Source organism: Anoxybacillus dikiliensis, assembly GCF_050613275.1.
Classification (GTDB): Bacteria; Bacillota; Bacilli; order Bacillales; family Anoxybacillaceae; genus Anoxybacillus.
This window is the reverse complement of sequence record NZ_CP187112.1, coordinates 383,442-403,446: the sequence shown is the minus strand read 5'-3', so window position 1 is coordinate 403,446 and position 20,005 is coordinate 383,442. Positions and strand designations below refer to the sequence as shown.

At 41.5% G+C, this 20,005-nt stretch carries 20 protein-coding genes, 3 pseudogenes and 1 riboswitch; of the genes and pseudogenes, 10 read left to right on the top strand and 13 right to left on the bottom strand.

Translation table 11 applies throughout. The annotated features are described in order from the left end of the window. Positions 1-15: 15 nt before the first annotated feature. The 3 genes from ACPF7I_RS02165 to ACPF7I_RS02155 all read left to right on the top strand — a co-directional run bounded on the left by ACPF7I_RS02165 (position 16) and on the right by ACPF7I_RS02155 (position 1,418). Positions 16-993 carry a metal-dependent hydrolase gene (locus tag ACPF7I_RS02165; protein WP_430745104.1) on the top strand — a complete coding sequence of 326 codons (978 nt, stop codon included), beginning with the start codon at positions 16-18 and terminating at the stop codon, positions 991-993. A gap of 91 nt (positions 994-1,084) precedes the next feature. Continuing rightward, a complete protein-coding gene (locus ACPF7I_RS02160) occupies positions 1,085-1,252 on the top strand; it encodes a small, acid-soluble spore protein K (RefSeq protein ID WP_019418561.1) in 168 nt (55 codons plus the stop codon). A gap of 1 nt (position 1,253) precedes the next feature. Further along, positions 1,254-1,418, top strand: coding sequence for a YpzG family protein (locus tag ACPF7I_RS02155; RefSeq protein ID WP_006322047.1), 165 nt, complete (start codon positions 1,254-1,256; stop codon positions 1,416-1,418). A 24-nt stretch (positions 1,419-1,442) separates the two neighbouring features. Here ACPF7I_RS02155 and ACPF7I_RS02150 read toward each other — a convergent pair whose 3' ends face one another. Continuing rightward, complete coding sequence (locus tag ACPF7I_RS02150) at positions 1,443-1,763, bottom strand: YfhH family protein (protein ID WP_430745106.1); 321 nt, start codon at positions 1,761-1,763, stop codon at positions 1,443-1,445. 53 nt (positions 1,764-1,816) lie between these two features. Next, entirely contained in the window at positions 1,817-3,460 is a 1,644-nt protein-coding gene (locus tag ACPF7I_RS02145; protein ID WP_430745108.1) for an L-lactate permease, read from the bottom strand. Positions 3,461-3,617: 157 nt separating this feature from the next. Between ACPF7I_RS02145 and ACPF7I_RS02140 the strand changes: the two genes are divergently transcribed. After that, positions 3,618-4,286: an SDR family NAD(P)-dependent oxidoreductase gene (locus ACPF7I_RS02140; protein ID WP_430745110.1), complete on the top strand. Its 669-nt coding sequence runs from the start codon at positions 3,618-3,620 to the stop codon at positions 4,284-4,286. A gap of 6 nt (positions 4,287-4,292) precedes the next feature. Here ACPF7I_RS02140 and recX read toward each other — a convergent pair whose 3' ends face one another. Next, entirely contained in the window at positions 4,293-5,093 is an 801-nt protein-coding gene (gene recX / locus ACPF7I_RS02135) for a recombination regulator RecX (RefSeq protein WP_430745112.1), read from the bottom strand. Positions 5,094-5,161: 68 nt separating this feature from the next. On the opposite strand from recX, the gene ACPF7I_RS02130 reads away from it, so the two are divergent. The 5 genes from ACPF7I_RS02130 (at position 5,162) to ACPF7I_RS02110 (ending at position 8,526) form a co-directional block, all read left to right on the top strand. Continuing rightward, entirely contained in the window at positions 5,162-6,070 is a 909-nt protein-coding gene (locus ACPF7I_RS02130) for a TIGR01777 family oxidoreductase (protein ID WP_430745113.1), read from the top strand. Between the two features lie 41 nt (positions 6,071-6,111). After that, a complete protein-coding gene (locus tag ACPF7I_RS02125) occupies positions 6,112-7,239 on the top strand; it encodes an amidohydrolase (RefSeq protein ID WP_430745114.1) in 1,128 nt (375 codons plus the stop codon). 243 nt (positions 7,240-7,482) lie between these two features. Beyond that, positions 7,483-8,040 carry a GNAT family N-acetyltransferase gene (locus ACPF7I_RS02120; protein WP_430745116.1) on the top strand — a complete coding sequence of 186 codons (558 nt, stop codon included), beginning with the start codon at positions 7,483-7,485 and terminating at the stop codon, positions 8,038-8,040. A 94-nt stretch (positions 8,041-8,134) separates the two neighbouring features. Further along, entirely contained in the window at positions 8,135-8,263 is a 129-nt protein-coding gene (locus tag ACPF7I_RS02115; protein ID WP_003397916.1) for a YfhE family protein, read from the top strand. A gap of 74 nt (positions 8,264-8,337) precedes the next feature. After that, on the top strand, positions 8,338-8,526 hold the full coding sequence (locus ACPF7I_RS02110; protein WP_430745999.1) for a YfhD family protein: 189 nt from the start codon (positions 8,338-8,340) through the stop codon (positions 8,524-8,526). A 44-nt stretch (positions 8,527-8,570) separates the two neighbouring features. Here the strand turns inward: ACPF7I_RS02110 and ACPF7I_RS02105 are convergent, their stop codons facing one another. The 7 genes and pseudogenes from ACPF7I_RS02105 to ACPF7I_RS02075 all read right to left on the bottom strand — a co-directional run. After that, positions 8,571-10,262, bottom strand: a complete 1,692-nt coding sequence (locus ACPF7I_RS02105; protein WP_430745118.1) for a methyl-accepting chemotaxis protein — start codon at positions 10,260-10,262, stop codon at positions 8,571-8,573. A gap of 100 nt (positions 10,263-10,362) precedes the next feature. Further along, positions 10,363-10,450, bottom strand: a riboswitch (cyclic di-GMP riboswitch). Between the two features lie 347 nt (positions 10,451-10,797). Continuing rightward, positions 10,798-12,155: pseudogene (locus ACPF7I_RS02100) on the bottom strand (IS1380 family transposase). Between the two features lie 111 nt (positions 12,156-12,266). Then, the gene (locus tag ACPF7I_RS02095) at positions 12,267-12,764 is read right to left on the bottom strand and encodes a peroxiredoxin family protein (RefSeq protein ID WP_430745120.1); all 498 of its coding nucleotides are present in this window, start codon (positions 12,762-12,764) and stop codon (positions 12,267-12,269) included. Positions 12,765-12,882: 118 nt separating this feature from the next. Further along, positions 12,883-14,058: pseudogene (locus ACPF7I_RS02090) on the bottom strand (IS110 family transposase). Positions 14,059-14,325: 267 nt separating this feature from the next. Continuing rightward, entirely contained in the window at positions 14,326-14,832 is a 507-nt protein-coding gene (locus tag ACPF7I_RS02085) for a MauE/DoxX family redox-associated membrane protein (RefSeq protein WP_431019291.1), read from the bottom strand. 220 nt (positions 14,833-15,052) lie between these two features. Next, positions 15,053-15,511 (bottom strand): hypothetical protein, encoded by a 459-nt coding sequence (locus ACPF7I_RS02080; RefSeq protein ID WP_430745122.1) that lies wholly within the window; start codon positions 15,509-15,511, stop codon positions 15,053-15,055. 11 nt (positions 15,512-15,522) lie between these two features. Next, positions 15,523-15,999: pseudogene (locus ACPF7I_RS02075) on the bottom strand (transposase); the annotation flags it as partial. Between the two features lie 424 nt (positions 16,000-16,423). Here ACPF7I_RS02075 and ACPF7I_RS02070 point away from each other — a divergent pair. Then, positions 16,424-17,644: an IS110 family transposase gene (locus ACPF7I_RS02070; RefSeq protein WP_430744284.1), complete on the top strand. Its 1,221-nt coding sequence runs from the start codon at positions 16,424-16,426 to the stop codon at positions 17,642-17,644. Positions 17,645-17,707: 63 nt separating this feature from the next. On the opposite strand, the gene ACPF7I_RS02065 is transcribed toward ACPF7I_RS02070, so the two are convergent. Genes ACPF7I_RS02065 through ACPF7I_RS02055 form a run of 3 tightly spaced genes read right to left on the bottom strand, consistent with a single transcriptional unit; the run spans position 17,708 to position 19,998 of the window. Beyond that, positions 17,708-18,370 (bottom strand): lysostaphin resistance A-like protein, encoded by a 663-nt coding sequence (locus ACPF7I_RS02065; RefSeq protein WP_430745123.1) that lies wholly within the window; start codon positions 18,368-18,370, stop codon positions 17,708-17,710. Next, positions 18,367-19,110 carry an ABC transporter permease subunit gene (locus tag ACPF7I_RS02060; protein ID WP_430745125.1) on the bottom strand — a complete coding sequence of 248 codons (744 nt, stop codon included), beginning with the start codon at positions 19,108-19,110 and terminating at the stop codon, positions 18,367-18,369. Before ACPF7I_RS02060 ends, ACPF7I_RS02065 begins: the two co-directional genes overlap by 4 nt. A 3-nt stretch (positions 19,111-19,113) precedes the next feature. Further along, positions 19,114-19,998, bottom strand: coding sequence for an ABC transporter ATP-binding protein (locus ACPF7I_RS02055; protein WP_430745126.1), 885 nt, complete (start codon positions 19,996-19,998; stop codon positions 19,114-19,116). Between the last annotated feature and the right edge of the window lie 7 nt (positions 19,999-20,005).

Below are 20,005 nucleotides of genomic sequence, written 5' to 3'. Positions count from 1 at the left end.
AAGGAGGCCTTTTATTTGGATACAGGTACACACGTTTTAATGGGGTTTGCATTAGGTGGATTAGCTACATTTGATCCAGCGATCGCTAACGATCCGACGCTTGCGCATGCTGTGCTTATCGGCACGCTCGTTGGGTCACAAGCACCTGATATTGACACCATTTTTAAATTAAAAAATAACGCGAAATATATTCGCAATCATCGTGGTATGACGCATTCGATCCCCGCTTTGTTCATTTGGACGTTGCTCATTAGCGTCACTCTCTTTTATATATATGACACGTCTTTTTTTCATGTAGCCCTTTGGACATTTATCGCTGTCAGTATACACGTGTTTGTCGATATTTTTAATTCATATGGCACACAAGCGTTGCGTCCTTTTTCAAAAAAATGGGTTGCGCTCGGTATCATTAACACGTTCGATCCGTTTATTTTTATCGTCCACTTAGCTGGTATTGTCTTATGGCTAAACGGACATCATGCGGGGTATACGTTTCTAGCTGTATATGTGGTGCTCATTGGTTACTATATCATTCGTTTTCGCCAACAACAAGCAATAAAACGCAAGTTGAAACAAATGTTCCCGGATGTTGAACAAGTGATTACCGTTCCGACAATAAAATGGAACGAATGGCATCTAGCTGTGACGACATCAAACCATTTTTACGTTGCACGCGCACGCAACGGAGCAATTGATGTGCTAGACACATTTGAAAAATGCCCTATCCCGAACATCCCAATTATTGAAAAAGCAAAACAAGATGAAAATTTAGCTGCATTTTTATCGTTTTCCCCTGTATATCGTTGGGAAATTCATGAGTATAATGATCATTATGAAGTGCGCTTCATCGACTTGCGCTACCGAAGCAAAAACTATTATCCGTTTGTGGCAGTCGTACAACTTGATCTCGACCTAAATATTGTTAGCTCATATACAGGATGGATTTTTAGCGAAAAGAAATTGCGCAAAAAATTAGAACTTATTCCAAGCTAAAGCAACCATGCTCGTTCATAAATACACGCTTATTAACGAATACTATACGTGTGCTCAAGAAGCACGAAATGAACGGCTGGGGGGACTAACATTGAGCAATAAAGAACGAGGCTTCCCGAATCAAAACAATGAAAAATTAGAAGGCGAGCCACGCGCAAAAGCAGAGTACGCATCAAAACGTGCGAACGGCACGATTAATACGCACCCTCAAGAACGAATGCACGCGTCCAATAAACGTGGCGACATCGAGGAGGAATAAAATGGGTAAACATTGGCGTAAAAAATTTTATGATAACCGCTATTCCGATCCGTTCCCGCAACCATGGGCAAACCCAAAACACGCTCATGCCCAAGTAAATGGGGAAACACAACAATCGCAAAGCTTAATGATTTTACATTCTGAAGTAAGTAAAAGGAAAATTTAATAAGAAAAGAGGTTGACGGACGTGTCAACCTCTTTTCTTTAGCAATGAAATAGGCAACGCCACTTCAGTGTTCGGATCATTTAAACGATATCCCCACGCAAATACACCGTTCACATATTGAAGTTTAAATAACGACTGTGGGTCTCCTTCAATTTCGTAAAACTCCCCAGGCTGAAAGTCCTTGGGATTTAATAAGTACGCTTTAGCCATGGCAATTTTCCGCTCATACACAGCATATTCGTTCACCATTCCCATTTGTTCTGCTTTGCGTGCTTTTTCAGTTAATGTGGCGATCTCTTGTTTTAATTCCCATTCGCTCATTTCACTATACCGTTTTTGGTCCATTCTCCCCACTCCACTTTATGACAACTTCATTTTCATCGTATCATAAAATGAAACTAAAATACATAGATCAAGAGGAGGCTAAATATTCCCGTCATCAATACGTAATAAAGCATTGGGATGAGCGTCATACGAATGATCGTTCCTTCTTTCCCAGCTAGACCAACAACTGAAGCTGCCGCAACAACGTTTAATACACAAACCATGTTGCCCGCATTTGCCCCTAACATTTGGCCAGCGATGACGATATGATGCGGCACTTGAATTTGATCAGCAATGCTAAATTGGAATAAAGAAAACATCATATTACTAAACGTCGCACTACCGGAAATAAACGAACCAAGTGCCCCAATCAAAGGAGCAACTAATGGCCAAGCAGCTCCTACTGCTCCGGCGACGAGTGATGCTAACTCAATTGGCATACTAGCAAGCCCTGCATCGTTTACACTAGAGTTAATAAAAATGCGAACCATCGGCACTGCTGTTCCGAGCGCAATGGCGCTACCGATCAACGTATATGCGGACTCTTTCATCGTCGCCACGACATCTTCACGTTTCATTTTATGCATAAAAACGGTAATGAGAATGACGACAAGAAAAATCGTTCCTGGCAAATATAACGGTTCAATCGATGTGCTAATGTTTGTTCCTAAAATGTTGTTGAACTGTATTTTCACAGAACGTAACCATGCTTTTAGCGGCAAGTTTTGCAAACGTGTCAATACTAAAATAATTGCCACAAGAATGTACGGCATCCATGCAAGTAGAAGCGGCATATCGCCTTTTTGAACCGCTGTTGTTTGTTCAAATTGATCGTTTTTAAACCCCCACGGCTCTTTTGGCAATAAAAATCCTTTTTTCGCTGCCGGCACAACAATCGCCAAGCCGATTAATCCACCGATCATAGACGGAAACTCTGGTCCAAGAAAAGAAGCAACGAGAAAGGCAGGAAGTGTAAAACTAAGTCCCGCAAATAAAGCAAACTTCCAAATTTCAAAGCCTTCTTTCCACGAACGATTTTCTCCAAAAAAGCGCGTTAAAATAAGCACTAAAATAAGCGGGATGAACGTACCGATTACAATGTCAAACGACACGGCTTGCTTTGCGAGCGTTTGAAGAAACGTAGATAAATCGGCTGTTCCGATCACTTGTTGCACTTGTGCGGCAACAGAATTTCCTTCGCGAAGCCCTTGGTCTACCCCGACAATAATTGGTGTTCCGACCGCTCCGAATGAAACAGGGCTACTATCTGCGACAAGCGCAACGACAACCGCGGCAAGTGGCGGAAACCCTAAGGCAACAAGAAGCGGAGCCCCGATGGCTGCAGGCGTCCCGAATCCTGCCGCCCCTTCAATGAATGCGCCGAACAACCAAGCAATAATGATGACTTGCACACGCCGGTCGCGCGTAATGCCTAAAAACCCGCTCCGAATTGTATCCATTGCTCCACTTTTTGTCAACGTATTTAACAATAAAATGGCTCCGAAAATAATCCACAAAATCGAAATAGCTACAATAACACCTTCAACTGTTGCAGCTGCCACTTGAATGCCGGGCATTTTCCAAACAAATAACGATAAAATAACAGTAATAAGAAAACTAATCGGCATCGCTTTTGCCGCCGGTAAACGCAATAAAACGAGAAAAAGAAAGACAGCTAATACCGGTGTAGAAGCTGTAATCACTTGTAAAAAGCTCATATTGTTCCCCTTTCTTTTTTGTAATATAATGACATAAGACATTATACCATATGTTTGTGCATATATTCACAATGACATTTGACTACTTCTTGACAACTGTTTATGTATACGTTTTCCATGTTTTTGTGAATGTATGACGTATGAAAGGATGAAAGTAATGGAAAGTATCATGATCACAGGGGCTGGAACGGGTCTCGGAAAAGAACTTGCCCTTTTATATGCACAACGAGGGTACGAAATCATTTTAGTCGGGAGAAGAAAGGAGCCACTACAATCTGTCCAACAACAAATCGAATCTTTTGGAGGGAAAGCAGCCGCTTTTCCTCTTGATATTACAAATAACAAACAAGTACATAAAGCGGCTGAAACGCTTTGTCAGAAGCATAACATAACGATGCTCATTAACAATGCAGGCGTCGGCTATTTCGGACCGCTTGAACAAATGACGGAACAACATATTCATGAAATGATCGACATTAACGTCAAAGGCACAATATATATGACAAAAGCGTTTCTTCCGTATTTTAAAACGTTGCCAGAAGCAAATATTATGAACATTATTTCGACGGCTGGATTGCGCGGCAAAGTCAACGAAAGTGTATATGTCGCAAGTAAATTTGCTGTGCGTGGGTTTAGCGAAAGTCTTGTAAAGGAGCTTGCGGAAACGAACGTTGCCGTCACCGCTGTATATATGGGTGGGATGAACACACCTTTTTGGGACGATTGCAACCATATTCAAGATCGCTCTCGTCTTCGCTCCCCAAAACAAGTAGCGGAAACAATTGTACATGAATACAAACGCCAACCAGAAATAATCATTGAATAGGAGGAATTAATCCTCCTTTTTCTTTTCCAAAAATTTCTCAATTAACGAAATCGGAAACCCTTTTCGGTATAGTGCTTGTTTCATTTTTTGTTCGTACGTATAGCGATCATATGTTTCATAGCGACGATGTGCTTTTTCTCCATGATACACGAGCGCTTCCCATTGTTTTTCATCGTTTAAAGTGATCTGTTGCTTTACCCCCTCAATGATATTTACAGGAAAACCTTTCATATGCAACAATTGCGCTATATACGCTTTTTGTTCTTGATATGATCGTTTTTTTGATTGTTTATTTACTTTTTCCACCCACTTCATCGCTTTATCCTGTTGCATCTCTTCCGTATAACGCTCCATCGCTTTCGCAATCGTATTTTCACATATTCCTTTATCCATTAGTTCTTTATAAATAACATAAGGCCCTTTCATCGTTGTATTTACTTGCGTTTGCACGTACGCATGTGCAAATTGTTCATCGTCTATATATCGCTCATTTTGTAGCTTCTCAATTACTCGTTCAATCATCCTACGTTCTATTCCTTTTTTTTCTAAATAATCCACCACTTCTTGTTTCGAACGCATACGGTAAGCTAAAAAACGGAGCGCCATCTTATATGCTTGTATTTCGTCATCTTTTTTTATCATTTCCATCCATTGCTTTTCTGTTACTACCATTCCTTTTTTCAACCGATACTCAATCAACACGTCTTGATCAACAGAAACGAGTTGTTTCTCCCCATCTTCTTTGACAAGATGGACGTAAAAACGTTCAGCATTTTTTTTATCTACTTCAATTTTTTCAATTCGCACCGTTGAACACACCTTTTCTTTCTTTTTCTTTTAAAAAAACGCATAATATAAGGAAAGGAGGGAAAATAATGAATATTTTAATTGCTGGAGGAACCGGATTTGTCGGTAAAGCATTGACGACATATTTTACACGAAATGGCCATCATATGTATATATTAACGCGAAACGCTCAAAAACGGGAGAACGATCCGTATGTTCATTATGTGCAATGGCTAACGGACGGTGCGAATCCTATCGAACAATTGCCTTCGATCGATGTGATCATTAATCTAGCTGGTGAATCGATTAATAGTGGACGGTGGAACGAAGCGAGAAAGCGAGCCATTGTAGAAAGTCGATTACAAGCAACAAATGCGATACATGACCTCATCTCCAATATGAAACAAAAGCCAAACGTTGTCATTCAAGCGAGTGCCATTGGCATTTATGGCACGTCGCTTGGTCAGACGTTTACAGAGCGAAATGAAACGACAGGGACAGACTTTTTAGCTCAAACTGTAAAACGATGGGAAGAAGCTGGACGGCGCATGGAAACGCTCGGCGTCCGAACGGTGTTTATGCGTTTCGGCATTATTTTAGGAAGAGACGGTGGAGCTCTTCCACGTATCGTTCTTCCTTACAAATGGTTCATCGGTGGAACAATTGGACACGGTAAACAATGGATGTCATGGGTGCATATAGAGGACGTCGTTGGTGCTATCGATTTTGTTATTCGACACGAAAACGTATCAGGCCCGATCAACGTCACCGCTCCATATCCTGTAACGATGGAGCAGTTTGGAAAAACGGTGGCAAACATATTACATCGCCCGCATTGGCTCTCTGTTCCATCCTTCGCTCTAAAAGTATTATTAGGGGAAATGAGCATGCTTGTGTTAAAAGGACAACGTGTCATCCCTGAAAAACTACTTCAAGCCGGATACCATTTTTCATTTTCCACTATTGATCGAGCGCTAGCGAACATACTAAAATCGTGACGAATACACTATACGAAAAAGAAATAAAGGAGCTTCTTGGCATGAAAAGCATATTGCTCAAATACGGGATCGTATATCCAATTACTTCTCCTCCGATGAAGGGGGCAGATGTACGTATTGAAAACGGGAAAATCACACATATTGGTTATGATCTTCCTGTTCACGAAGAAACAGAGGTGATCGATGTATCTGGAAAATATGTTTTTCCTGGTTTCATTGATGTGCATACACATCTCGGCTTATACGATGAAGGAACAGGATGGGCAGGTAACGATGCAAATGAAACGATTGAAACGATGACTCCTCATGTCCGCGCCATTGATAGCGTATATCCGCTCGATCCCGGCTTCCGGGATGCGATTGAACACGGCATTACAACGGTTCATATTATGCCTGGAAGCGCGAATGTCATCGGTGGAACGACGGCAGTCATTAAGACGTACGGAAAAAATGTCGAAAACATGATTATTAAACAACCAGCTGGACTAAAAATCGCACTCGGCGAAAATCCGAAACGAATGCATAGCCAAGGGAATAAAGAGTCGCTCACGCGCATGGGCATTATGGGAATGCTTCGTGAAACGTTTTACAACGCAAAATATAGCGATTGGCCGCACGATTTTCGCACAATTCCGATCATTCAAGCATTAAATCGTGAAATTCCGATTCGTGTTCACGCCCATCGCGCTGATGATATTTTATCCGCTATTCGCCTATCCGACGAGTTTGGGCTTGATTTACGCATCGAACATTGTACAGAAGGACATTTAATCGCTGAGGAGCTACAAGGCCGAAACTTGCAAGTATGTGTCGGACCAACACTAACACGCCGATCCAAAGTAGAACTAAAAAATAAAAGTTGGAAAACATACAAAATTTTATGTGATGCAGGCGTTCACGTCTCAATTACGACAGACCATCCGTACACGCCAATTCAATATTTACACATTTGCGCTGCCATCGCTGTGCGCGAAGGGCTTGATGAACAAAAAGCGCTCGAAGGCATTACGATTTTACCAGCACGTAATTTAGGGGTAGACGACCGTGTCGGCAGCTTAGAGGTTGGAAAAGATGCCGATATTGTCGTTTGGAATTACCATCCGTTTCACTATGTTGCAACCCCTATATTTACAATGATTAATGGCGAAATAATATACAAAAAAAATTAACAAAAAAACTATTTATTTTTTACACCGTTTCAAGTATGATATAAAAGGTTATATGCCAAATATACGTTCAAAACTATATATCGATGCGACAGTAAGGGAAGGCAAATGGTGCGCCACCAGCTATGCGCTGGTTCTAGTGGGTTCGATTCCCACCCCGAAATTTTTTGATTTGCATAAATTAAAAAATTTCGAGGGTGGCTCGTTCCCTATGGTCGACTGCCCTCGCGAATGGAGGGAGATTCGATGTTAAAAAAACGCGAACTACAAGATTGTCAAGCGTTATACGAGCTTATGGTGCACCCAGACGTCTTCCCTTTCGTGCGCCATAAAGCAAATTCATACGAGGAATTTTTGTTTATAACGAAGCAAACGATTGAAGCCGAAGAACGCGGTGAACTTATTTCGCGCACCATTTTAGATGAGTGGGGCAATCCGATCGGAACGATTAACTTATTTGACATTGAAGATGGCGCTGGCTTCTTAGGCACATGGCTTGGAAAGCCGTATCATGGGAAAGGTTACAATCAAATCGCAAAAGACGCCTTCTTTAATGAACTGTTTTACGAACGTTCCATCAACACGATCTTCATGCGCATTCGCAAAGTCAACGTCCGCTCCACAAAAGCCGCTGAAAAACTTCCTTACGTCACCCTTGCTAATGAAACGAGAAAGCAATTATGGGAAGCAATAAACCAAGGCGAAGATATATATAACTTATATGAAATTTCAAAGGACAACTATACGTTGTATGCGATGCGCCAACAAAAACTTGACGATGAGCAACAATTAAAAGAAGCGTGACCTGTTCGATGCGAACAGGTTTTTTTATTTGGATAACTTTTTATTTTTCTGTTCATAATGTTAATGTTACATTTTAGAAAAGCGAGGGATACATATGTCCGACAAAAAGAAACGTGATAAAACAAAAAGTACGCTCTCTAGCGCACAAGAAGTGACATACGCCCGCGATTTTAAGCGCGCCGATCAAGCTGGAGGTTTTACTGCCAAACACGCGCGTCATTAACAACATTCACCATTTATTTTTTTCGCTATTCGTCACATGCTACTAGCGAGATGAGCAAAGAGGAGGGAAGAGTGATGGGTCGTTCACGCGGTCAAAAAGCGCGAGATAAAAACAAATCGACGATGCCTCAAGTACCAAAAACAATGAAGTCAGACGGCCATGATGTAGAGTTTTCTGCAGAACTCGCTGATCATGAAGATTTAGAGGCACAAGCGCGGGCTGAAGCAGCCGGCATTCGCCAAAGTAAAAGAAGAAAATCCTAGATAAAAAAGGGTGTCCCAACATAGTGACGGGACACCTTTTCAAATTATACTTTAAACGTTGCAACAGCATTGCGCAATTGCTCCGCCATTTCAGCTAACGATGTAGCGGCTGATGTCACTTCTTCACTTGAAGCAAGCTGCTCTTCAGAAGAAGCAGAAATTTCGGTCGTCCGCTCAACGAATCGTTTCGCAATCGATGATACTTCATCCATGGAAGCATGTACTTGATGAACACCTGCTGACATTTGTTCTGAAATCGCTGATAGCTCTTGAATTTGCGCATTCACTTGTTCAATGGAACGCAAAATTTGCCCAAAGAACGTTCCTGTCTGTTCCACTAATTTTGTTCCTTGCTTCACCTCTTCCGTTCCTTTGCCGACAATTTGCACAACATAACCTGTATTTTGTTGAATCATCTCAATTAATTGCGCAATTTGATTTGCCGATTCGCGAGATTGCTCTGCGAGTTTACGCACTTCATCCGCCACAACGGCAAATCCTTTTCCGTGTTCTCCGGCACGTGCCGCTTCAATCGCTGCGTTAAGTGCTAATAAATTCGTTTGTTCCGCAATACCGACGATGACGTCAACAATTTTTCCAATTTGGGCAGACTTCTCATTTAACTCTTTAATAACTACATTCGTTTCATTTGTTGATTCGTTAATCGTATTCATTTGCGTCACAACTTGTTGTAAATATTGCTGGCCAACCGTAGCTTGTTTTGTCGTTTCTGTTGCAGAGTTGGCTACAACAGTTGCTGTTTGAGCCATTCGCTCGATTCCTGCAGCCATTTCACCGATGGCTTGCGAACTCTCCTCCGCATGTTTTCCTTGCATTTCTGCTCCTTGGGCTACTTCTTGAATCGCTGTCGTCACTTCTTCTGTCGCTGCGCTTGCTTGTTCAGCGCTTGCCATTAATTCTTGAGCAGAAGCAGACACATGCTCAGTCGCTGTGCTTACTTGTTGAATAAGTTGTTTCAAATTGTGAACCATTTGGTTAAACGCTTTGGCTAAATCCCCAATTTCATCACGATTTGTCACGTAAATATCATCAACTGACAAATCACCGTGTGCGATTTTTTCAGCATGTTCTGCAATTTGTTTAACAGGTCTGGAGATTTTTTCGCTAATATATAGTGCAATTGCGATGCTCACAAGAAGAGCGACACCGATTGTAATAAGCGTCATATATTTCATCTGTTTCGCTTGTTCAGACAATATTTCGCTCGTTTGCTGTAAATGCTCCACTTGAGCTGCGCGTGCTTGTTCCCCTGCCTCTGTCACTTCTAACGTAATCGCGTTTCCCCGCTCTTTCATGATCCGTGAAATTTCATCCATTTGACCTTGCTTTTTAAATTCGATCGCCTGTTTCGCAATGTCGCGATACTCTTGTTCTGCTTTCACTAAACGATCAACGGCCTGCTTTACTTTACCCTCTAACTGTAATGACTCCATTTTTTCTTGATTAGCCGAAAACTCGCTCGCTGCTTTCTCAAATGCGGTTAAGCTTTCCGGCTTTCCATTAATTAAATACCCCCGTACAGCAATTTGTTCACGTAACATCGCATTTTGCATGTTTGTAACGAGCGTAATCCGTTCAAATCCTTTTTTCATCGCTTCTGAATATTGTTCATCAATTGTCTCTAACTGATTATATGTAAACATACTTACAACAACAAACAACAACAATACGGAAAGAAACGTCGCCACTAATTTTTTTCTTACCGTTACCTTCATGTTTCAACCTCCTATGTTGATAAAAATAAAAGCTGCCTAAAAACAAATATATAGGCAGCTATCATTCGACAGTAAAACCTTCTTGTCGTTTCCTTATAAGAAGGACAACTGGCTGGCATATCTATACAATAGACGTAGCCCCTATAGCTTTGCGCCCTACCCTTTCGAGTAGTTTGCCGATTATTCAATTTTTTACATTTTCATCTTAACATAGGAACTGAGAAAAAGGAAGCATGAAATTATGACTAAAACGGAAACTTTATATGATGTCAACGCCAAAACCAAATTTTTAACTTTTTATCCAAAAATATTTTTCTTTTTTTGAACACCTGAATCCGTGATGAATTGAAATTGACTTTGATTTTGTTGTAATTTTTATTGATGTATGATCCATAAAACCCTTTTTATGCTTATGACCTATATCATCTCTATTTCTGAAAATGAAACAAATCTCTTTTTTGGGTGCACAAACCAAAAAAGAGACAAAAAAAGTACAGGGAGTAGTGATGGATATGAGTACTCGAACATTCGTTTGTTATCTTACCTCTTTCCATTTTTGATACACATTCAGTAGGAGTATACTGTACCCACTCCTTCGCGTTAGTTTCATCCATAGCTGCCGCGATCGACGGACGAGTCGTCCTGCCATCGTGATCACCGTCTGAATGATCGTCTTGATGCGGCGGCGTTTCACTTTATGATGTAATGGATGTCTCGGATCGCTTAATAGATCTTGTCCAATCAGACGAAGAAGGTTGTACACGAATGCTCCCATGACTAACACGAGCGCATTCGTTTTCATCTTCCCTGATGGAAGTCGCTCTAAATCTAAGTCGCTTTTCAGTTCGCTATGAAACTGTTCGCATGTCGCATGATCGTGATACAATGCGAGCACATCACTCATTCGAACATGCTCGTATCCTTCGAGGCGCACCCAGTAGCTTTCGACTTCGTAATTAGGAACGAGCATCAGCTGTCCATTTCGTTCCATCGTTCGTTCCGTCACTTGGGTGACTTGAACGTACGTATACGTGTGTCCATCGATTGCTGCGGTCTGTGGAAGGCATAACTCATACGTTTGTACTCCTTCAGTTTGTCCATCATCGATGCGTCTGCCCTTTTGCGAAGCGATCTGGAACCAAAGCGCTTTCGATTCTCGGCGTAAGTTTCGCTTGATGACAAAGTCCACGTATGCACATTCGCTTCCGCATCGTTTCCTGCATCCATGCGGACAAGCAGACGAGACGAGGTCAGCGGACGAGCTCGACGGATGGCGGTAGTTAAAAACGAAGGCATGTTGTCTTGTACATGTTGTTTCCCTGGACGCAGCTCGGCATGAACGATATACCCTTCCTTCCCTGCGTACGCAAACAACGGCGTAAAACCGTCAAATCCTTTATACGTTCGACTCACTCCTTCTTTCTTCGTATCGGAGTTGTCAAATGGGGAAGCATCTATATCAAGGGGAAGCCATGTCGTTTTCCCTTTCGCCCAACAAGGGGACAAGGTAGCGTGTTGTCGAACCAACAGACGCATCGATTCCTCCCAAATGATGGTTTCGGTCATCGGAAGACAAGCGAGCTGATCGAGACGCTGTCGCAACGTTGGGGAGGAAGGTACGTGCCGAATGCCCATTGATGTCGAAAAGATATCGTCCTGACGATACGCTTCGATATGATCAAAATCCGTTTTTCCTGTGGCAAGCAAGCCGATCATCGAGCGAATGACGTCGCTATGGGAAATGTGCACATCTCGACGAACCGTTGGGAGCCGAAGGGCGTTTACTCGTTTATCCAGTTTCGTTTGGTGCAGTAAGTAGCCCACGAGAGCAAGCCCCGCACTTGGAGTAATCGCTTCATCTGTCAATACAAACCGAATCGGGAAATCTTTCATCGCATTCACCTACTTGATGAAGAGTCGTCAACGTCGTTTTCCCTTATCGTATCAATGGTTTGCATCCATTGTAAAGATGTTTTGTCACGGATTCAGGTACTCATATACAGATCATAATTTTATTTTCTCACACATTTCGATAATTTGTTTGACAGAACGAACTGCACGCTTCCCAATAATTGTATTATTATTAATCAAATAAGCAAAAGGATGCACATTTACTTGATAGGCTTCTCTATCAACATCTGATAATGGATGTATTGTAAAAGACAATCTATTTTGCTTTACATAGTTTTGTATTTGTTCTTCCTTATTATCAAATAGCACAATGAGCGGTACTCTTAGATCCTGCCTCTTTTTTTCAATTCGTTGTAGTAATTGTTGGCAAGTAGCACAAAAGGCATTCCCAAAAAGAAGAACATAAGGTCCCTCTGTAGGTAAATATGAAGTAGTTGTTAAGTGCAATTGATTAATTTCAACTGGAAGTTGCAATCCACCAGAAGAAAAATGAAGATCGTACAAGTGCCGAATTTGTTTTAGAATAAAAAAAACAATGAATAATAATAACGTTACAAGAATAGTTAGTATACCTATTAAAATTTTAAGCAATGATGTCACCTCCCGCCAAGTCTATCCTGAAAACACCAATTAACACAAAACGATCCCCACCTAGCATTTGGAATTATATTCCAAATGAAGGTATTTCAGTATATATGGTTTCTTCATGCTACGCACTGGTCTTCTCCAGTTTCACTTCGTACCCTAACCCCTCTAGACGTTTCACCGTTTGGCGCACGATGGCGGCCTCCCGTTGCTGATCCCAGTAGTCGGCTCCCAACTCTCGATACGGTTCCTTTCGCGTTAAGACCGAATCGATGATTTCCAAGATGGTTCTCCCGACCGCGACACTCGCTCGATTCGCTCCTCTTCGTTTGGCGATCCGATGATACTTGGCCGATAGGTACGTGTTCTTCGTTCGGGCGGCGGCACGGGCGCATTCCACCAGACACGCCCTCAGTTTCTTGTTCCCTTTCCTCGTTTGGCCTGACAACCGTTTCCCCGCACTCTCTGATTCCCGAGGGCCATTCCCGCCCATGAGGCCAAGTGTGCTGCCGAAGGGAACCGGCTCATATCCGTCCCGATTTCCGCTATAATTTGTTCTGCGCTTTGCCGCCCCACTCACGGGATCGTATCGATGAGCTCCAGCGCTTCATGAAAAGGGCTCGTTCGTTCCTCGATTTCCCGATCCAACCGGACAATCGCTTCGTCTAAATATTCAATATGCCGGCATTGTTCCGAAAGCATCATGCGTTGATGCGGCCCCATGATTCCTTTCAAGGCACGCCGGAGCTCTCCGATTTTTTGCTTCAGCCGCCCTTTGGCGAGTTGCGCCAATACCGCCGGATCGTCCGTTCCTTCGATCAGGGCCGAAGGATCTGCTGAGCCGACACCCCGTTGATGTCCGATACAACCGAAGCCAGTTTGATGTTGGCTCCTTCCAGCACTTTTTGGATGCGGTTGAGCTCCCGAGACCGTTCCTCGATCAAACTGCGCCGATACCGAACCAGTTCCCGAAGCTCTCGCTGAGCTCGATCCGGAATGAGCAGTCCGTGGCGAAGCAAGTCCGCGATCCATTCGGCATCTTTGACATCGGTCTTTCGTCCGGGAACCGCTTTGATATGTTGGGCATTGACGACCAGCACTTCGATCGACTCTCCTTCGAGGAGATGATACACTGGCTTCCAATATACGCCCGTCGACTCCATGGCCACGTGCGTCACCTGTTTTGCTTTCAGCCACTCCACCAACTCCTCAAGATCGTCGTCAGCGTACCAAACGTGCGAATCTCTTTTCCTTCAGGGGTAAGGGCGCAAGCCGTAATCGATTGCTTATGCACGTCCAATCCTCAACAGCGTTCATACAAGACGCGCATCGTTCTCCCTACCTGCTTCGTTCTCAAAAACAGCTGGTGCAGCAGCCTTTGTTCAAGCATTCTATCCTGCGTGCTTCCCAAAAGGGAGCGACATTCCGTGGTGCACCAGGCTGCTGGGGTCCGTCTATCCTTCGGACTTTTCTGTACCATAGATACCACGAACTCATGACCCCAGCTGCAAGGAGACCATTCGACAGCAGGTGGTTTTCATCCTTCCGATGGTGACAAAATTTTTTGTCATGGGAGTCTATCCTTGAATTGCGCAAACATACTTCGAATTTTCAAAGCTACTAAGTGTGATAAAACTAACATCAATGAAGTAATATAATGAAATATATGTTCATTCTGGTTAAATTCATATAATAATAGAGTAAATAAAATTACTATTATTAATAATAAGTTCTCAGTTATCTTTATAGGTCCAATATCATCATGAAAAAAAGACCCATAGCACCCACAATTTAAATTATTTTTTCCAACTCTTTTATATATAATCCCTAAAAAAACGGTAAACCCCGTTGTCATCAGTAGCATAAGAAATAACATTAACTTATCATATACATGGATTAATACCATAACTCCTAAAACAATTTCAGCAATAGGAATCATGTATCCAATTACTCTATTTAACGTCTTATTCTTTATTACTTTAAGGGATAGCAGATGATTGATAAAATATTTATACGAAAACGTCTTTAACAGACCAATTATTAAAAAGTAAAATCCAGTATAATACTGACAAATGATAATTACATCTTTAATTAAAGGTCACCCCTTATAAATACCGTTTGCTACAAGAAACATTCATGAGCAAGCATGAGCAAGCCTTACTCCCCACCCTGGCATGAAAGTGACTTATCAAGGCGGCGCATTTTCACAGAGTAAATAATTAGCAAAACTCCGCATTTCGTCTAACTGTTTAATTGCATATAGCAAAAAATGGTTCTTGTTTATAGCAAACCAATCACTCTTTTACAGATGTACTATTACGTCTTATAAACTTTCTGGCAATCCAAGCTCCAATGGTCCCCAATAGTATCCATACAAAGACTTGGCTCATAGCACTTATGATATCAAGCTTAATACCAATCGAAACCATTTGATCATCATTTGTATTCTGAGCACGATTAATTTTATCTATTGCATTTCTTACTTTTTCTAAACGGACAAATAACCATGCAATTACCATACTGGGCCAAAATGTAAAAAATGCACCCCCCCCACCAGCTATTGTAGCCCTAGAATGTTTCAATCTATGACCAGCCAAAACCCCCACAGTAGTTGGTACAATTAAGTGAAGAAAGGCCATAATCACTATGATCGAAAGAGGATGGAAACTTTGTTGCAATATTAAATAAAGAATAAAGAGCCCAGTTATTAAAATTAGAAGCCCTACACTCATAATTTTCAAGATGTCCTTCATTCAAACTCCTCCTAAAGTAAAGGGTTGATCGCCAAAAGATGTACTTGTGCCCACCATAAAAGTATGGTAGCCATTTCTAACCGTTGCAATGCAAAGTGTTGTATATTTCGGTATCCGTATCCCAGTCGTTTGATCAGCTTGATCAGCTTTCTTGTTATTCGTTCCCTCAATCTTCCCATTAGAATAAAGAGACAATATGCATGAAATGATTTCATCTGTTCGTTTGACAAGTGCTTTTGCGATGGTGCGAAGAGTGGTAAACGTACCGAACATGCCCATGTTTCTTGTCCCTTTCCCTAAGGATTTGCAGCATTGATTCAACGCTTCCGTAAACAACTGAATCACACGAAAATTATCGACCACATGCTTCGCTTCCGGACACACCCCTTGAATGGCTTTTTTCCCATCGCTGGAGCTAAATCGCTGACGATATACTGGCCAGAGCCAGACACATGCGCCAATGCACGTCGAATCGCTTCCTCTTCTTTTTGCCTGTCATTTTGTTCGTACGTTTCAAACTCACCATACAGGAAAATTAGCATTTTTTGTACCCTCTATTTTCTCTATACACACCTACCTTAAATGATCAAGTACAACTTGTGGTGAACAGCCTTAAATTAATATAATGAAACAATCATAAAATTATAAGTTGTATGAATTATAGACTCCCATGACAAAAAAATTTCGTCACCATCGGAAGGATGAAAACAACCTTCTGTCGAATGGTCTCCTTGCAGCTGGGGTCATGAGGTCGTTGTATCTATGGTACGTAAAAGTCCGATATATAGACGGACCCCAGTAGTCTGGTGCACCACGGAATGTCGCTCCCTTGAGGGAAGCACGCAGGATAGAATGCTTGAACAAAGGCTACTGCACCAGCTGTTTTTGAGAACGAAGCAGGGAGGGAGACCGATGCGCGTCTTGTATGAACGCTGTTGCGGATTGGACGTGCATAAGCAATCGATTACGGCTTGCGCCCTTACCCCTGAAGGAAAAGAGATTCGCACGTTTGGTACGCTGACCGACGATCTCGAGGAGTTGGTGGATTGGCTGAAAGAAAAAAAGGTGACGCACGTTGCCATGGAGTCGACGGGCGTATATTGGAAGCCAGTGTATAATCTCCTCGAAGCAGAGCCGATCGAAGTGCTTGTCGTCAATGCCCAACACATCAAAGCGGTTCCCGGGCGAAAGACCGATGTCAAAGATGCTGAATGGATCGCAGACTTGCTTCGCCATGGATTGCTAAAAGGGAGTTACATCCCTCATCGGGCTCAGCGGGAGCTCCGGGAACTGGTCCGTTATCGGCGCAGTTTGATCGAGGAACGGGCACGGGAGCTCAACCGCATCCAAAAAGTGCTGGAAGGAGCCAATATCAAGCTTTCTTCGGTCGTATCCGACATCAACGGGATGTCGGCCCGGCTCATCATTCGCGCCCTTATCGAAGGAAAGAACGATCCGGCGGCCCTCGCCCAGCTCGCCAAAGGGCGGCTGAAACAAAAAACGGAAGAGCTCCGGCGCGCGTTGAAAGGAATGATAGGGCCGCATCAACGCATGATGCTGGCCGAGCAATGGCGTCATGTGGAGTATTTAGATGAAGCGATTGCCCGGTTGGATCGAGAAATCGAGGAACGAACGAGCCCTTTTCATGAAGCGCTGGAGCTCATCGATACGATCCCGGGAGTGGGGCGGCAAAGCGCGGAACAAATTGTAGCGGAAATCGGGACGGACATGAGCCGGTTCCCTACCGCCGCGCACTTGGCCTCATGGGCCGGAATGGCTCCCGGGAATCATGAGAGTGCAGGGAAACGGTTGTCAGGTCGAACGAGGAAAGGGAACAAGAAGCTAAGGTCGTGCCTCGTGGAATGCGCCCGTGCCGCCGCCCGAACGAAGAACACGTACCTATCGGCCAAGTATCATCGGATCGCCAAACGAAGAGGAGCGAATCGAGCGAGTGTCGCGGTCGGGAGAACGATTTTAGAAATGATCTATTACATCTTAACTCGAAAGGAACCGTATAGAGAGTTGGGAGCCGACTACTGGGATCGGCAGCGAGAAGCGAGCATCGTGCGTCAAACGGTGAAACGATTAGAGGGGTTAGGGTACGAAGTGAAACTGGAAAAAACGAGTGCATAGCACTTATTAACCATGCATAGCACTTATTAACCATATACATACTGAAATACCTTCCTTTGGAATTCAATTCCAAAGGCTAGGTGGGGGTTGTTTTTTGCCAAATTTTGTTTTCAGGATAGATATAGTCCACATATTTTTAGATCTATAATAAATAAATCCTAACAATAATCCCAGTGGAAAGCGAACAAATAAGTTATCTATAAGTGAACCTGTTGCATGAAACTGAAATGCAAAAACGAAAGATGTAATTACAATAGAGATATAGGGATTAAAAACTTTTTGTAGTCTTCTTTGAAAAATACCTCGAAATAATATCTCTTCTCCAAATCCTACAATTAAATAATGAATGAATAGCGGTGGTATTCCTCTCATTGGTCTATAGACGAATATTGCAATAATAATACAAATACAAACAACAATGACTCCCTTAGATCCAAAGCCTATTTCAGAAAAATGAACAAACCCTATATCTCTAAGATTACATTTTGACATTCTTTTTTCAATAATTAATGGAAACAAACATAAAGTTATGAACATTGGAAAAGAAATAGCAATAAGGCTTTTTATTGGATACAGACTTATATCATTGTACTTAACATTAAATAATCCTCCATGGGTAAAAAAAGTTACTATAACGGTTAGCAAAAACAAAGAAATATAAGAGCCTATAACAATATTTCCACCATAAAATAACTCATTTACTTTTTCTTTTTCTAATAATTTCATTTCTGTACATCCATTCTTTTAAAGATAGTCGCGCCTAAAACTCCAAATATTAGAAAATACAGAAACAAAATAGAGATTGCTTTATTTATATCCGTAACCTTTGTGGCGTCGCTTAAAAATGTTAGAAGATATTCTTTTGATACATTAGATAACTCCAATATTTTGGAAATAATAACCAAACCTAACATACCAGCATATGTACCCGTTACCCCTATAAATAATGAAAAGCAAAAGCCGATCAACGCTAACACAATGGTTGCCACATAAGAGCAAGCAAACATTTTAAAAAAGGATTCCATGGCTTCAACGTTATAATTAAAACTAATTTTTTTATGTTCAAACATCAGTAAACCTAAGTAGCTGCTTATACAAAACAATAGATATAAAATAAACATGATGCTAGCTATAGACAAACATTTAGCTAAATATAGCGATAAACGGCTCTTAGAATGAGAAATATATAATTTAATACTCCCTTCCTCAATTTCTCTAGAAACAGTTGAAGTTGTGAATCCGGCAACAGCAATAAAAGGTAAAAACAAAGATGTTATAAAGCCGAGATATAATTCTATCAACTCAAAAATACTGATAGAAGATGTTTGAGAATGTAAAGATACAACCCCTGAATTTGTACTGATCTGATAAGAGAAAAAGAGTGGTATGAAAAAAAAGACTAATAAAAATATATAGGTTTCCTTTCTTCTTAGCACTTTATCCATTTCGACAGCAAACTGTCGCATCTCTTAAATCCCTACTTTCTTTAAAAATAAGTTCTCAAGCTTATTTTTGATTTCCTCCACATGATAAACATCAATACCATTTAATGTAAGCTCTTTTAACAAATTGGGCAATTGCATTTCATTATGTTGAATAATAATTATCTCTCCATCTAATTTACATTGAATCCCAAGAATTTGATCTAGGATTTTTAACGCCTCGACATTATTACTAGTTTTAATCTTATACCCCAAAAAGTTTGTGACATCACCAATATTCGCTACTAATTTAAGATTCCCGTTTTCTATAAATGCAATTTTATTACATATTTCCTCTAATTCATCTAATTGATGACTCGATATCATAATGGTTGTACCTTCGTTCGCAAGCATCTTTAGTTTCTCTTTCAATTCTACAACTCCTTTAGGATCAACACCCACGAAAGGTTCATCTAAAATTAACAACCTAGGTTTCGCCAATAAAGCTTGTGCTAATCCCAAACGTTGATTCATTCCAAATGAGTATTCCTTTATTTTCTTGTTTTTGACATTAATTAACCCTACAAATTCAAGAACATTGTACACATCATTTAATGGTAATTTGTTTAGAATAGCAAATTGTCTTAAAACTTGGAAACCGGTTAAATACCTAGGAAACGATGCATCTAACAGGTATCCTACATGACCAGATAATTTACTCCAATTTTTCCATGGATCCTCCCCCAACACCTTAACGTGACCAGATGTCGGTTTGATTAAACCCGTTATTATTTTCATTAAAGTAGTTTTTCCTGCGCCATTAGCCCCCAACAGTCCAAAAATCTCTTTCTCATGAACAGACAAAGATAGGTCATTTAAAGCTTTTCTATTTTTATACGTTTTGTTAACACCATCTAGTTTAACGACCTCCAAATGGACA